This window comes from Vreelandella sp. ssv (assembly GCF_059448525.1).
This window is the reverse complement of sequence record NZ_CM182545.1, coordinates 671,710-685,600: the sequence shown is the minus strand read 5'-3', so window position 1 is coordinate 685,600 and position 13,891 is coordinate 671,710. Positions and strand designations below refer to the sequence as shown.

Sequence of the window (13,891 nt, the reverse complement as noted above, 5' to 3'; positions counted from 1 at the left end):
CTTCACAGGCGCTTTTTTTATGCCTATGCGGCCTGATCAACGTCACAAGGGTTGAGACTCCTTCATCAACAAACACTGTACAAAACCTATACGAAAACAACGTTTAGATTTAAACTAAGCAACCCAAGGTGCTTAGGTGTAGCGTATGAAAACACCTTATTTACTGAAAGCTTTAATGGCGCCCGCCTCTACCGATACCATCAGGAGCAGCAATGAGCCAGTGCGCACGCGTTAATGGCAGCTGTAATCGCTGTGAAGGCGAACTACCTTTTGACTTCACCATGGCTTTTCAGCCGATTGTTGATCTGTCACTGGCTCAAATCGTCACTTATGAAGCGTTGGTGCGCGGTATGCAAGGCGAGTCTGCGGGGAGCGTGCTGGCAAAAGTCACGGATGATTTACTTTACCGCTTCGACCAAGCCTGCCGTGTGAAAGCGATTGAAATGGCCAGCGCACTGGGTATGCAAACTGACCTTTCGATTAATTTCTTACCCAACGCCGTCTACGAACCTGAAGCCTGTATTCAGGCAACGCTTGAAGTCTCCAAGCGTGTAGGCTGGCCCGCCCATCGGCTTATATTTGAGATTACTGAAACAGAGCGTGTCCGTGATCGCCAACATCTCTGCAATATTATCGATGCTTATCGCTCTATGGGCTTCAAAACGGCGCTGGATGACTTTGGCAATGGGTACGCCAATTTGGATTTGCTCACCGACCTAACCCCTGACAAGCTCAAAATCGACCGTGAGTTGGTCATGCACTGCGACAGCGACTCTCGCCGCCAAGCACTGTTAAACGCCATTATCTCTCTCGCCCAAGAGCTCGACATGGTACTGATTGCCGAAGGCGTAGAAACCCGCGAAGAAGCGCTCTGGCTGGCACGCGCGGGCATTGTTCGCCAGCAGGGTTTTTACTTTGCGAAACCGGCCATCAATTCGTTAGGCGATGATATTTCTTATCTACTCGCCGGGTTAAAAAGTGAAGCGAATAATGGAGTCGGAGTAACGAATGAAAGAGATTAGCCCCGATCAGCTTTATCAGCTTTTTAACCGTTCGAAACGCAATACCGAAAACGTCATTAAAGCGGCCCCCATTGGCATCTGTATTACCAATCCTTCCGGCTATTTTGAGATGGTCAATCCTGCCTACTGCGAGTTTTATGGCTATCGTGAAGAGGAAATACTCGGCCAACACTTTACGATGGTCGTACCCGAGGCCTACCGTGCTCGGCTGTCTGCTTTGCACGATGACTTTATGCAGGGCAACGAATCATTTGAGCAGCGCCAGGAGTGGGATGTACTGACGAAAAACGGCGACGTTCATACCATTATTGCTGAAGCGGCGCGTATTGAGGGCGAAGATGGTCAGTCGCGGAAAGTCACTTTTATTATCGACATTACCCAGCGCAAGCAGCTGGAAGTGCGTTTAAAGCAGGCCAATGAGCGCCTTGATCATCTCGCCCATCATGATGAACTAACGGAGCTGTTCAATCGTCGCGCGGGTTTGCTGCGTTTGGATGAAGAGATCAAACGCTGTGAGCGATACAGCAGCACTTTCAGCATCGCGATCTATGACCTGGATGACTTCAAAGCGATCAACGACACCTACGGCCACGGCATGGGTGATACCGTGCTACAACAAACGACTGCGCTAGTGAGCAAAACCCTGCGTGATACCGATTTACATATCCGCTTGGGCGGCGAAGAATTTCTGATCATTATGTCGGGCGTGAACGCTGAAGAAGCCCATCTGGCGATGGAGCGCGTGCGCGAAACCGTGGCGCAGAACCCGTTTACCGAACATCAATTAACGGTCACGCTCTCATCGGGTATTGCCTGCTACGTTGAAGCCTCCGGCACGCGGCTACTTGATCGTGCCGACAAAGCTATGTATCAAGCTAAACAGGCAGGACGAAATCGCGTTGTCATCGCTTCGTCATCCCTGTGATTAATGCTGTCAGACATCACTAGCAGGCACCACTATCAAGCACCACTATTAAGCACTATGCTGAAAGAACATCCCTCATCAATTAGGAAATAAGCTATGAGCAGCAATGCCGAACTGAACGAGTTAAAACACAAATACGTCGCTGCTGGTGCCGCAAGCCCCGCAACGGCATTTGCAGATCGTGCTGAAAACTCTGAAATCTGGGACGTTGACGGCAACCGCTTTATCGACTTTGCAGGCGGCATTGGCGTTCTTAACGTGGGGCATCGTCACCCCAAAGTGGTTGCGGCGGTAAAAGCCCAGCTCGATAAGCTGATGCATACCTGCCAAACGGTCATGCCCTATGAAGGCTACGTAAAAGTCGCCGAAAAGCTCAGCCAGATCGTTCCGGTTCGTGGCCACGCCAAGGTCATGCTGGCTAACTCGGGCGCGGAAGCACTGGAAAACGCGGTCAAGATCGCCCGCGCGGCCACCGGCCGTTCCAACGTGATCTGCTTTGACGGCGGCTACCACGGCCGTACCTTCTTCACCATGGCGATGAACGGCAAAGTAGCGCCTTACCAGAGCGATTTCGGTCCGATGCCGGGCACCGTTTTCCGCGCGCCCTACCCGGTGCCGTATCACGGTGTTAGCGAAGATGAAGCCATTCGCGGTCTGAAAATGACGCTGAAGACCGATGCCAACCCCAAAGACACGGCCGCCATCGTGCTGGAACCGGTACTGGGTGAAGGCGGTTTCTACCCGGCCTCTACCAGCTTCCTGACCAAGGTTCGCGAAATCTGCGATGAGCACGGCATGCTGATGATCGTCGATGAAGTGCAGTCAGGCTTTGGCCGTACCGGCAAAATGTTTGCTATCGAACACAGCGGCGTTGAGCCGGACATCATGACCATGGCGAAGAGTATGGCCGACGGCATGCCGATCTCCGCCATCGTAGGTACCGACAAAGTCATGGATGCTTCAGGCCCCAACTCGTTAGGCGGCACCTACACCGGCAGCCCCACCGCCTGTGCGGCCGCGCTGGCGGTCATGGAAGTGTTTGAAGAAGAGAATATTCTGGAGAAGAGCCAGGCCTTGGGCGATAAGCTGGCCAAGCGCTTCAATGAGTGGGCAGGCAAGTTTCACTGCATCGATAACGTGCGCAACATGGGCTCGATGGCTGCGTTTGAACTGGTGTCGAACAAGTCGGATCACACGCCTAATCCTGAGCTGGCGGCGGCGCTATGCAAGAAAGCCCGCGAAGAAGGATTAATCCTGCTGTCCTGCGGTATGTACGGCAACACCATCCGCTTCCTGATGCCCGTCACTATTCAAGATGACGTTCTCAACGAAGGCCTGGATATTATCGAGTCTTGCTTAGAGTCTTTAGTGTAACGGGACAGATAAATTAGCAGGCCGACACAGCCCGTAGCGGGGGTCTTTTGCCATGGATGGCAAAAGTAGCGCCCCCGCGTAGGGCTGTGTCGGCCGCCTCCCCCTACCGAGGGCGACGGTCACCTTCCAAAAAGTTAGCCGTAAATACCGCTTTACCATGGGTCTCAAACGACCACTTCATCACATCACTTAACGCTGCCATCACGGCATCGAACTCGCCAAATACCTGGGTACTCATGCGGTTCGGGTGTACTTCTAATCCTGTCGCTTCCAGACGTTTTACCACCTCTTTCACTACCGGTTTAAAGTCATCGGCCAGTGGGTAGTAGCTAAGCTGTACGGAAAGGTACATAACGCCTCCTTACGCTGTATGAGAAGACCGACTGGCGTTGGCGATACGCTGCCAAGCAGTCAAAATGGCGGCACGCGTCTCATCCGGGTGTTCCATCGGGAACATGTGCGTTCCAGGGACTTCACTTACCGTTAACCCTTTACGCTTCAAGCGCTTGATACGTGAAGCGGTCAGCAGATGGGACTCCTTACCCGCCACCAACTCTAACGGTACGCCCAACCGCTGGGGTAAGCGCGAAAGGTGATCGGGCAAATGGCGGAAAATTTCCACCTCAATACCTGGATCGAAGGTCAGTTCCGCGCTGCCATCACCCAGTAAGCGCGTCCCTGCTTCAATGTAGTCGTTGAGTGCTTCCGGGGTAAAGCGGCGAAACAGGCCACGGCGTCCCAGAGAGTTCGCCATCGCCTCTCGGCTCGGCCACACGGTGCGCCGCCCCAGCGTTTTACCCGCCGGTGTAACCCGATCCACAAAGCCAAACCGCTTGGCGGCCTTCATTGCCCAGGCATCCGAGCCCAGCATCAATGGCGGGTCGAGCATGATCACTCCACAAAAGCGCTCGGGCTGTTTATCGGCGGCCATGGCCATCAAGGTGCCACCCAGCGAATGCCCCACGCCTAGCAGCGGTGTATCCCTCTCAGGTAGGTAGCTCAGCAGCTCATCCACCAGATTGCCCCAGTTGTGGTTCACGGGATAGTCAGGGTGGTGACCCAGGCGATCCAGCGGGTGGAGATCAAACGTCTCTGCCAGCGGGTTCAGCAGGCTACGATAGCTTAGGCCCGGAAAACCATTGGCGTGAGCAAATACTAAACGGGGACGTTGGGCAGCATTAGCAGACATGGCAAGTCTCGCGCGTTAAAAGGCAGGAAGACGGCTCATGTGAAAACGCTCAATTTCGCCGCCTATCATACATCTGTTTTAACGCGCTCCTGAATGAGCGTCAATGACCATCAGTGTTAACAGGCTAATTAAAACAGCGACAGCTGGTGTTCTTGGGTGTTTTCCGCCAGACGATAGCCCACACCCAACAGACGCACGGGGCGCTCCCCCCTGGCCCAGCCAACGTTAAGCAGCGTTTCGAACTGTTCAAGGTTGGGCGCGGGGTCGGCGTGTTCGACAGTGGTTTGGGTGAAGTCGTTAAACTTCACTTTCACGATCAACCCGCGGACTGCCAATGGTGGGTCAAGCCGCGCATAGCGCCGCTCTAAATCCTCGATCAGCGCAGGCAGCTCCCGGCGGCAGGCATCGAGATTGGGTAAATCCTGGGCGTAGGTCTGCTCGGTACTGACCGATTTACGCTCACGGTGGGTTTTGACCGGGCGCTCGTCCCTGCCCCAGCTCAGCTCGTGCAGCCTCCGCCCAAAGCGGCCAAAGTGCTCGACCAGGTCGGTCAGCGTGCGGGTACGCAGGTCAGCGCAGGTGTGGATATTCAGCCCCGCCAGTTTTTCGGCCGTGCGCGGGCCAACGCCGTGGATTTTCTTGACCGGCAATTGCTGTACGAAGCTATCGACTTTATCCGGCGTAATCACGCACAGCCCGTCGGGCTTGTTCCAGTCGCTGGCAATTTTGGCCAGAAACTTATTGGGCGCCACGCCCGCGGAAACGGTAATGCCCACTTCACGGCTCACGCGCTCGCGGATTGCTTCGGCCATGAGTGTCGCGCTGCCGTGATGCTGAGTGACCTCCGAGACATCCAGAAACGCCTCATCCAAAGAGAGCGGTTCGATCAGTTCCGTCACATCGCGATAAATGGCGAAGACCTGGCGGGCGACCTCTTTGTATTTGGCCATCTCACCGCGAATCACGGTGAGGTGCGGGCAGCGCTTAAGCGCTTGGCCCATGGGCATCGCCGAATGAATGCCAAACTCTCGGGCGGGATAGTTACAGGTGGCAACCACCCCACGCTGCTCGACGCTGCCGCCAATGGCAATCGGGATATCCCGCAGCGTGGGGTTATCGCGCATTTCCACTGCTGCATAAAAGCAGTCACAGTCGCAGTGAATGATTTTGCGCACCGGCTACCCTTCTACCTGTAAAAAACCACAGTTTATCACAGCATCAAGTACCGCAGAATGTTCTTAGCACCTGCTCATTTTCGGTGGCGGGTGCCGCTAAACGGCGCGCTTCTACGGAGTCAGCGAATGGCTTAGTCACAACTGCCAATAAGGTGTGGAAAGGCACAAAATCACCCTCGTAAGCGGCATCAATGACCTCTTGAACCCGGTGGTTGCGGGGAATAATGATCGGATTGGTACGGCGCATGGCGGCAAAACGCTCGCTATCCTGACTGGCTACCTGTGCCGCCTGCCAAGTATCTAGCCACGCGGTTAGCTCATTGGGTTGCGTCGTCAGCGCCAGCAGCCCCTCGCGGTGCTCATCACTCATTGAGGCAGCGTATTGGGTGAGCGCATCGAAGGTGACGGTCATGTCCATCCGCCCCTGATGCATCTGGCTTTCGAGGCCTTCCATAAGCGGCACTGCCTGCTCACTTTCTGACGAGAGGCCTAGTTTGTCAGCGTGCAAGCGGCGCTGTTCAGTGCTGAACAGGGTATCGAAATAGCGAATGGCTTTGGTGGCTTGCTCCACAACTGCATCGCCCTCTTCACGCATCAGCGGCAGCAGCGTTTCGGCAAAGCGGGCCAGATTCCACTGGGCAATCGCTGGCTGGTTGGCAAAGGCGTAGCGGCGGCCTTGATCGATGGAGCTAAACACCTTCTGCGGATCAAACTGCTCCATAAAGGCACAGGGGCCGTAATCGATGGTTTCACCGGCAATGCTGCAGTTATCAGTATTCATCACGCCATGGATAAAGCCGACGCTCATCCAGCGGGCGATCAGCACCGCCTGGCGGGCCACCACCGCCTCCAGCAGCGCCAGATAGGGATCTTCCGCGTTGGCGGCTTCGGGGTAGTGGCGCGCAATCACATGATCCGCCAGGGCTTTGAGCAATGCTTCATCCCGCTGTGCAGCGGCAAACTGAAAGGTGCCCACGCGAATATGACTGCTTGCCACGCGGGTAAAGACGGCGCCGGGCTCGGCCATTTGCCGTACCACTCGCTCGCCGCTGGTGACGGCCGCAAGAGCTCGGGTGGTGGGAATGCCCATCGCCGCCATAAACTCACTGACCAGATATTCGCGCAGCACCGGCCCTAGCGGCGAACGACCATCGCCACCACGGGAAAACGGCGTGCGTCCGCTGCCTTTTAACTGCACATCGCGGCGAACGCCATTCTGGTCAATCACTTCCCCCAGCAGCAGCGCACGACCATCTCCCAGTTGCGGTACAAAGTTGCCGAACTGGTGGCCTGCGTAACCTAAGGCCCCCGGCTTGGCATCCGGCATGGGCTGGTTGCCGCTAAACCACTCAGCAAGCGTGGCGGGATCAGGAATCTCTTGAGCGCCCAGCTCATGGGCAAGCGGCGCATTGAACGCGATCAGCGCCGGGCTGGCCACGGGCGTTGCTTGGGTGGCGACCCAGAGGGGTTCAGGCAAGGTGGAATAGAGATGTTCGAATGGCAGCACGATAGGCTCCGCTTTTAGTGGCAATGACTAATGTTTATCCTTAGCTAATACCCTAGCATTCTACTCAACTAAACGCCGAGACGATGTTGCCAAACATGCCAAATGTTAAAAACAGCCAGCTGAAGCCCCTCCCCCGTGATTTCTATAATCGCGACACGCTTGAAGTGGCGAGAGATATGCTGGGCTGTTGGTTGGTGCGCGAGCATAACGGCGAGCAGATGGCGGCACGAATAGTCGAAACCGAGGCTTACTGCGGTGCTGAAGACACCGCCTGCCATGCCCATCGTCGCCGCTCGCCGCGCACTGAGGCGATGTTCGGCCCTGCGGGCCACGCCTATGTCTATCTCGTTTACGGCATGCACTGGTTACTGAACGTGGTAACCGAGCCGGAAGGCTCGCCCTGCGCGGTGCTGATTCGTGCGGTAGAGCCCACCTTTAACGAAGCCGCCATGCGCGCTATCCGCCAAGCCGTCGGTAAACAGCTCAGCAATGGCCCCGGCAAGCTCACACGTGCGTTGATGGTCGATAAAGCACTTTATGGCCATGATATGACCCAAGCAGACAAGCTGTGGATTAGCGCCGCTACGCATGACGCCTCAATAGCCAGCGGCCCACGTGTGGGCATTGATTACGCCCAGCCCGAGCACCGCGATGCGCCCTGGAGGCTCTGGCTGGAAGACAATTCTTGGGTATCGAAAGCGCGCTAGCACCTTTGCAGGTAACCCACAGAAGCCACACCATAGAAAGTGGCGGCACACTGTCAATCGCTGTTGCAACCAGTGCTATAGATACGTGCCTCTTCAATGAAGCGAGGCCCCAGCACGGGGGTGCAGAGGCCTCTGGCGAAGCTATTTTCCTAGCTTTAGAAACGTATCTTTAATCAGATATTTTGACCACCGGACACTTCAATCCGCTGCGCATTAACCCAGCGATTTTCATCCCCAAGCAGACTGGCGACAACCGGACCAATATCGTCGGGCACGCCGACACGACCAAGGGCCGTCATGCTAGCGAACGCGTCGTTATAATCTGGCGTATCACGTACCGCACCACCCAAAAAGTCAGTCTCAATCGCACCTGGGGCAATCGTGTTTACAGTAATGCCGCGGCTACCCAACTCTTTGGCCAAATAAACACTGAGTACTTCGATGGCACCCTTGGCTGCAGAATAGGCTGAGAACCCCGGGAAGGCGGCACGAGTTAGACCGGAAGAAAAATTCACGATGCGTCCGCCATCGTTAAGCAATGGGAGAAGCGCTTGAGTCAGGAAGAACACGCCTTTGACATGAACATTGAATAGCAGGTCGAATTGAGCTTCTGTCGTCTCGGCAAAAGGCACCATTTCACCATGCCCCGCGTTATTAACAAGATGGTCAAAGCTGTCCCGCCCCCATTTGGACTTCAACGCCGAACGGACACTTTCGACGAAAGCGGGTATGGCATCGATCTCGCTAACGTCGAGGGGCAGCGCAACGGCTTTACGCCCCATGCTCTCAATTTCAGCTACCACGGCGTTTGCGCCCTCAACGCCACTGCGATAGGTGAAGATGACATCGCCGCCATGGCGGGCAATATTGATAGCAGTATTACGGCCAAGTCCGCGGCTGCCACCGGTAATAATTGAAATAGTCGTCATGAAAAGCTCCTGTGCTGGTGAGCATTGTGCCCATCAGTACTATCGCCGACACGCTCCTATCCTTGTTGCTGGATACTTGGCACCTTTTGCCTATTCCTCCAACAATGTTGCGAGACGAAAGGGTATCGCTTAATGTTTAATTCATGAATGAAAACCTACTTGAGACAGTGCACCGCTATGCCGAGGCACGCGTTGGTTCGACGACCAGCGTTACTCAAACACCTATCCCTGGTTTGACGATTATTCGTCAGACTAAGCCTACTGCATTGCACTTCAATATAGACAAACCATTGGTGGCCATGGTGCTTCAAGGCAGCAAACGAGTCATCATGGGAAACCGCACTTATGACCTTGGCGCAGGCGAGTCCCTCGTGATTACCGCTGACGTCCCCACCGTTAGTCAGATCACGCGGGCTAGTATCAAAGCCCCCTACCTCTCGCTCGTACTTGAACTTGATCCCGCCGTCATTGAGGATCTTGCCGTTGAGATAGATGCCAGCTCGCTAGACACCGATAGGCCCGTCCGTGTTGATACAACAGAGAGAGACGTTTCTGACGCTGCATTGCGCCTAATGCGTCTTATTGAGCGCCCAGGATCATTGGCTATACTCCAGAATCAGTTAATTCGAGAGCTGCATTTTTGGCTGATGACAGGACGCCATGGCACTGCAATTCGACGCCTTGGTGTTGTTGGCAGCCACGCCAATCGCATTGCACGCGCGGTGTCATTCATCCGTCAACATTTTGCTGAGCCGCTCCGCATAGAGCAACTGGCAGAAACCGCAGGTATGAGCCTATCTTCGTTTCATGAGCATTTCAGATCCATCACTTCCCTGACGCCTCTCCAATTTCAAAAACAGCTCCGTTTGATCGAGGCTCGTAGGATGATGTTGTCGAAGGGAGAGATAATCAGCCACGCGGCTTACGCAGTTGGTTACGAGAGTGTCTCGCAGTTCACGCGCGAGTATAGCCGTCTGTTTGGATTGCCCCCAGGACGCGATATAAAAAACATCAAAGCCCGAACGCAGTCAGTCGCTTAACCCGTTTATCATGGCTTCTTGTGCTACAAGACATTGAATACAAAAGAGTTATCAACTGCGCTCAGCACCCTTTAAACAGCGCACCGCATGCTCAAGTACTGGCGTCAGCCCCGCGCGCCACTGGTGGGTCAATAGCGCATCCGCCCGGGTGACGCCGAGCGAGAGCGACGCCAGCGGTATGCCCCTATCGTAGGCGGCGCGGCAGAAACGGTAGCCGGAAAACACCATCAATGAGGTGCCCACGGCCAGCACCGCATCCGCATCTGCCAGCGCCACCTGTGCTGCTAACCTGCGTTCGGCGGGTACCACATCGCCGTAAAACACCACGTCGGGCTTCAGTATGCCGCTACAGCGCGGGCAGTCGAAAATGCGGAAACTGCTGAAGTCGGTTTCCAGGTCGGCGTCGCCGTCCGGGGCGTGGCCGGCCTGCAAGCCTGCAAAGGTCGGATTCATGTGCGCCATTTCGGCATGCATGGCGTGGCGCATCATGTGATAGTCGCACACCATGCACTTCACCATGTCCGCCCGGCCATGCAGGTCGATCACCCGTCGCGAACCGGCGCGCTGATGTAAACGGTCAACGTTTTGGGTCACCAGTTGCTGGATATACCCCTGCGACTCCAGCGCGGCCAGCGCACGGTGCGCACCACTCACCTGGGCTTCTCGCATGGCGCTAAAGCCGATCAGCGCCCGCGCCCAGTAGCGCTGGCGAACGTGATAAGAGCTCATGAAGTCGCCATGCTGAACCGGCGGCGGCCGCTTCCACTGGCCATCCGCATCGCGATAGTCCGGAATACCACTGTCGGTACTGACTCCTGCGCCGGTAATCACCCACAGCTTGGGGTGCCGCTGAATAAAATCAGCCAGTTCCTCACCCGCCTGCATAATGCTTTCTGCTATTTCCACGGCCTGCGTCAAACTTTCACCTATAGGCAATAAGGCTCAAACTCAACGATACTGTATAGCAATAGAGGGGCATGCAACGCGCCCTTCAACGGTTATTGTGCACCCAGGAGAGACTCTTATGCAGCACGATCATGACATTATTATTGTCGGTGGCGGCATGGTGGGCGCCGCCCTGGCAGCCCGCGTGGGCCATGCGGGATTCTCCGTTGGGTTAGTAGAACAAGGGGACGCCCCCGCCGAACCCAGCGGTGATTATGACCTGCGTATTTCATCGCTGAATGCGCGCTCACTGGCGTTTATCAAAGCTAGCGGCACGACGTTGCCAGAGGAGCGCTGCTGCCCGTTTCGGCATATCGATGTGTCCAACCAGGACGGCACTGGCCACTCGCTGTTTTCCGCAAAAGATAGCGGTATGGAAGATTTCGGCCTCTTTATCGAAAACCGCACGCTGCAGTACGCGCTATGGCAGCGCCTGGAGCAGTTGCCCAGCGTCACTTGCTACACCCAGTGCGCGCCAATAAACACCCTCACTTCAAGCACTGGCCGTCTGCTGGAGCTGGATAATGGCAAAACCCTAAGCGCACGTTTGATCGTCGGCGCCGACGGCGCCCAATCCACCCTGCGCGAGCTCGCAGGGATCAGCGTTAGCAGCCACGACTACCATCAGCGGGCAATGATCATCAATGTGGAAACGGAGCTGCCACAGCAGGATGTCAGTTGGCAGGTCTTTACCCCCACCGGCCCCATTGCCATGCTGCCACTGCCCGGCCATCGTGCTTCCCTGGTGTGGTACGACACTGATCAAGCCACCAAAGCCCGCGAACAGCTGGACGATGACGCGCTTAAAACGGCCATCGAAATGGCGTTCCCCAAACGCCTGGGTAACCTCATCCGCATCGTCGCTCGGGCCAGCTTTCCCATCAAGCGCCAGCACGCCCACCGCTATATCGGTAAGCGCCTGGCACTGATTGGCGATGCCGCCCATGTGGTGCATCCGTTGGCAGGCCAAGGCTTGAATATCGGCCTGCACGATGCCGACACCCTGGCCGAGATTATCATTCAAGGCCGCGACCCCGGCGACTATGTCAATCTGCTCCGTTTTGAGTGCCAGCGCCGCGCGGCTAACCAAGCGATGATCGCCGCCACCGACACGTTTCATCACCTGTTTACCGGGGCCAAACCGCTGCGCCAACTGGGTGATTTAAGCCTGCAGCTCGCCGAGCGCTTCCCGTTCGCCAAGCGAATGATGATGCAACAAGCCAACGGCTTGAATCCTTTTAAGATGTGGTAGTTACTCATCAAACCATCGCCTTCCGGCGAATGGACATGCCAGCATAACGCGACGGGCGTCGAGCCCGTCGCATAGTGGATAAAAATGCACAAACATGAGCAGTTTGCGTCTCATGCTTTCAGGTGACTGTCCAAGAACTCACGAATAGCCGGGATAATGACACTGCCATGGGTTTCCAATGCGAAATGCCCAGTGTCGTAAAAGCGGATGTCGGCCTGAGGAATATCCCGCTTCCAGGCTTCTGCTCCCGGCGGCAGGAAAAACGGATCATGCTTCCCCCACACGGCGAGCAGCGGCGGTTGGTACTCCCGAAAATAGGCCTGAAATTCGGGATACTTCGCAACGTTGGTGGCGTAGTCCAACAACAGGTCGAGCTGAATATCCGCCATACCCGGCTGAGATATCTGAGCCCCTTCTAACGTATAGGCATCCGGCGCTACGGCACTGGTATCGCTTACCCCCTCCACGTACTGCCATTTGATAGACGCCGGCGTCGGAAAATCGCTAAGGGCATCACGATTCTCCTGCGAAGGCGTATGCCAATATTTCTGGATAGGCTCCCACCCTTTTGAAAGCCCCTCCTCATAGGCATTGCCGTTTTGCGAAATGATAGCGGTGATTTTTGATGGGTGAGCCAGCGCCAAACGCCAGCCCACAGGGGCACCATAGTCGTGAACGGCAATGGCGTAGCGGTCGAGTTTCAATTGCTCAGTAAACTGATCAATCGTCCTCGTCAGGTTGGCAAAGGTGTACTCATACTCACCGCGCGCCGGTGATTGAGTAAAGCCAAACGCGGGCAAATCCGGGGCCACAACGTGATACCCATCGGCAAGCGACTCAATCACATCCCGCCACATGTACGAGGAGGCAGCAAACCCGTGGAGCAGCAGCACGGTCGGCGCTTCAGGATGCCCCGCTTCACGATAGAAAACCTCCACATCGCCCACTTTCTCGACGCGATAGCGAACCTGCCATGCTGTCGAGCCAGAGGGCTGACTAACATTGTTCAGCGACGCTTCACGGGTATTGGTAGAAACCAACGTATTTTTAGATGACATATTTTCAGATGACATAGACACGCCCCTCAGTAACCGTTAATAAAAAATTTTGAAGGTTAGTAAGAATAATAGTAACCTGTCAAACATAAATTAAAAGGTTACTAAATATGGCATCAACTACTACGCCCCTGTTTATCGCAAACAATCTCGCCATTGATTTCATCAACACATGCTTTGGCGTCGGGGAAGCGCGTCAAGAGTGCCTGGAGGACGACAGCAGTGTCATTGCTTGGCTTCAACAGGCGGGGGTGTTGTCGGAATATGGTGAAAGACCCCCGTCTGGGCTCGTCCAGCTTGCTCGGGAATTGCGCGACAACATGCGGGATCTCCTGATCTCGGCACAGCAAGGGCGGGCCGCAGATCCCGAAGCGGTAAACCACGTGCTTGAAAGAGGCTATCCAATCGAGAAAATCGAATGGCAGCCAAGTGAGTTGGTGTTTCAGAAAAGAACCTATCCGCGCAACATGGAAAGCGAGAGCCTGTTGCAACCTATCGCCCGAGCGTTCGTCCAGTTGCTTACCGAGGAAGATTTGCACCTCGTAAAAGAGTGCGAAGCTTCGGACTGCGTTCTACTGTTCCATGATCAAACGAAATCGCACCGTCGCCGCTGGTGTAGCATGGCGTCCTGCGGAAACAGAATGAAAGCAGCAGCGCACCGGGCGAGAAAAAAATCGACATAGCATGCTTTATGGTGTGGCACCTTGCGTCAGCCGCCTCGAGGACAGAGCGCCAAACGCATGACCAGCCAACGAGCTGAATCCGTTTAAA

14 protein-coding genes are annotated in these 13,891 nt (G+C 55.4%); 7 read left to right on the top strand and 7 right to left on the bottom strand.

The features are described from left to right. The first annotated feature begins 212 nt into the window (after positions 1 to 212). The 3 genes from AC5TBW_RS03260 to gabT all read left to right on the top strand — a co-directional run bounded on the left by AC5TBW_RS03260 (position 213) and on the right by gabT (position 3,321). Positions 213 to 1,022, top strand: a complete 810-nt coding sequence (locus tag AC5TBW_RS03260) for an EAL domain-containing protein (RefSeq protein WP_495510701.1) — start codon at positions 213 to 215, stop codon at positions 1,020 to 1,022. Next, complete coding sequence (locus AC5TBW_RS03255) at positions 1,009 to 1,947, top strand: sensor domain-containing diguanylate cyclase (protein WP_495510700.1); 939 nt, start codon at positions 1,009 to 1,011, stop codon at positions 1,945 to 1,947. Before AC5TBW_RS03260 ends, AC5TBW_RS03255 begins: the two co-directional genes overlap by 14 nt. Positions 1,948 to 2,043: 96 nt before the next feature. Then, a complete protein-coding gene (gene gabT / locus AC5TBW_RS03250) occupies positions 2,044 to 3,321 on the top strand; it encodes a 4-aminobutyrate--2-oxoglutarate transaminase (RefSeq protein WP_495510699.1) in 1,278 nt (425 codons plus the stop codon). Between the two features lie 103 nt (positions 3,322 to 3,424). Here gabT and AC5TBW_RS03245 read toward each other — a convergent pair whose 3' ends face one another. From AC5TBW_RS03245 to AC5TBW_RS03230, 4 genes are all read right to left on the bottom strand, one after another. Further along, positions 3,425 to 3,673: a YkoF family thiamine/hydroxymethylpyrimidine-binding protein gene (locus tag AC5TBW_RS03245; RefSeq protein WP_038481590.1), complete on the bottom strand. Its 249-nt coding sequence runs from the start codon at positions 3,671 to 3,673 to the stop codon at positions 3,425 to 3,427. Positions 3,674 to 3,682: 9 nt separating this feature from the next. Then, entirely contained in the window at positions 3,683 to 4,510 is an 828-nt protein-coding gene (locus AC5TBW_RS03240; protein WP_495510698.1) for an alpha/beta fold hydrolase, read from the bottom strand. A 128-nt stretch (positions 4,511 to 4,638) separates the two neighbouring features. Continuing rightward, positions 4,639 to 5,685 (bottom strand): DNA polymerase IV, encoded by a 1,047-nt coding sequence (gene dinB / locus AC5TBW_RS03235; RefSeq protein ID WP_495510697.1) that lies wholly within the window; start codon positions 5,683 to 5,685, stop codon positions 4,639 to 4,641. A gap of 43 nt (positions 5,686 to 5,728) precedes the next feature. Beyond that, complete coding sequence (locus AC5TBW_RS03230) at positions 5,729 to 7,192, bottom strand: protein adenylyltransferase SelO (RefSeq protein ID WP_495510696.1); 1,464 nt, start codon at positions 7,190 to 7,192, stop codon at positions 5,729 to 5,731. Positions 7,193 to 7,287: 95 nt separating this feature from the next. Here AC5TBW_RS03230 and AC5TBW_RS03225 point away from each other — a divergent pair, with 95 nt between their 5' ends. Next, positions 7,288 to 7,899, top strand: coding sequence for a DNA-3-methyladenine glycosylase (locus AC5TBW_RS03225; RefSeq protein ID WP_495510695.1), 612 nt, complete (start codon positions 7,288 to 7,290; stop codon positions 7,897 to 7,899). A gap of 173 nt (positions 7,900 to 8,072) precedes the next feature. Here the strand turns inward: AC5TBW_RS03225 and AC5TBW_RS03220 are convergent, their stop codons facing one another. After that, entirely contained in the window at positions 8,073 to 8,828 is a 756-nt protein-coding gene (locus tag AC5TBW_RS03220; RefSeq protein ID WP_495510694.1) for an SDR family NAD(P)-dependent oxidoreductase, read from the bottom strand. 143 nt (positions 8,829 to 8,971) lie between these two features. Between AC5TBW_RS03220 and AC5TBW_RS03215 the strand changes: the two genes are divergently transcribed. Further along, positions 8,972 to 9,868, top strand: coding sequence for an AraC family transcriptional regulator (locus AC5TBW_RS03215; RefSeq protein WP_495510693.1), 897 nt, complete (start codon positions 8,972 to 8,974; stop codon positions 9,866 to 9,868). Positions 9,869 to 9,919: 51 nt separating this feature from the next. On the opposite strand, the gene AC5TBW_RS03210 is transcribed toward AC5TBW_RS03215, so the two are convergent. Beyond that, positions 9,920 to 10,786: an NAD-dependent protein deacetylase gene (locus tag AC5TBW_RS03210; protein WP_495510692.1), complete on the bottom strand. Its 867-nt coding sequence runs from the start codon at positions 10,784 to 10,786 to the stop codon at positions 9,920 to 9,922. Positions 10,787 to 10,892: 106 nt separating this feature from the next. Here AC5TBW_RS03210 and AC5TBW_RS03205 point away from each other — a divergent pair, with 106 nt between their 5' ends. Beyond that, the gene (locus AC5TBW_RS03205) at positions 10,893 to 12,065 is read left to right on the top strand and encodes a UbiH/UbiF/VisC/COQ6 family ubiquinone biosynthesis hydroxylase (RefSeq protein ID WP_495510691.1); all 1,173 of its coding nucleotides are present in this window, start codon (positions 10,893 to 10,895) and stop codon (positions 12,063 to 12,065) included. A gap of 110 nt (positions 12,066 to 12,175) precedes the next feature. Here the strand turns inward: AC5TBW_RS03205 and AC5TBW_RS03200 are convergent, their stop codons facing one another. Further along, the gene (locus AC5TBW_RS03200) at positions 12,176 to 13,138 is read right to left on the bottom strand and encodes an alpha/beta fold hydrolase (protein WP_495510690.1); all 963 of its coding nucleotides are present in this window, start codon (positions 13,136 to 13,138) and stop codon (positions 12,176 to 12,178) included. Between the two features lie 92 nt (positions 13,139 to 13,230). Between AC5TBW_RS03200 and AC5TBW_RS03195 the strand changes: the two genes are divergently transcribed. Then, the gene (locus AC5TBW_RS03195) at positions 13,231 to 13,803 is read left to right on the top strand and encodes a CGNR zinc finger domain-containing protein (protein WP_495510689.1); all 573 of its coding nucleotides are present in this window, start codon (positions 13,231 to 13,233) and stop codon (positions 13,801 to 13,803) included. The last annotated feature ends 88 nt before the right edge of the window (positions 13,804 to 13,891 follow it).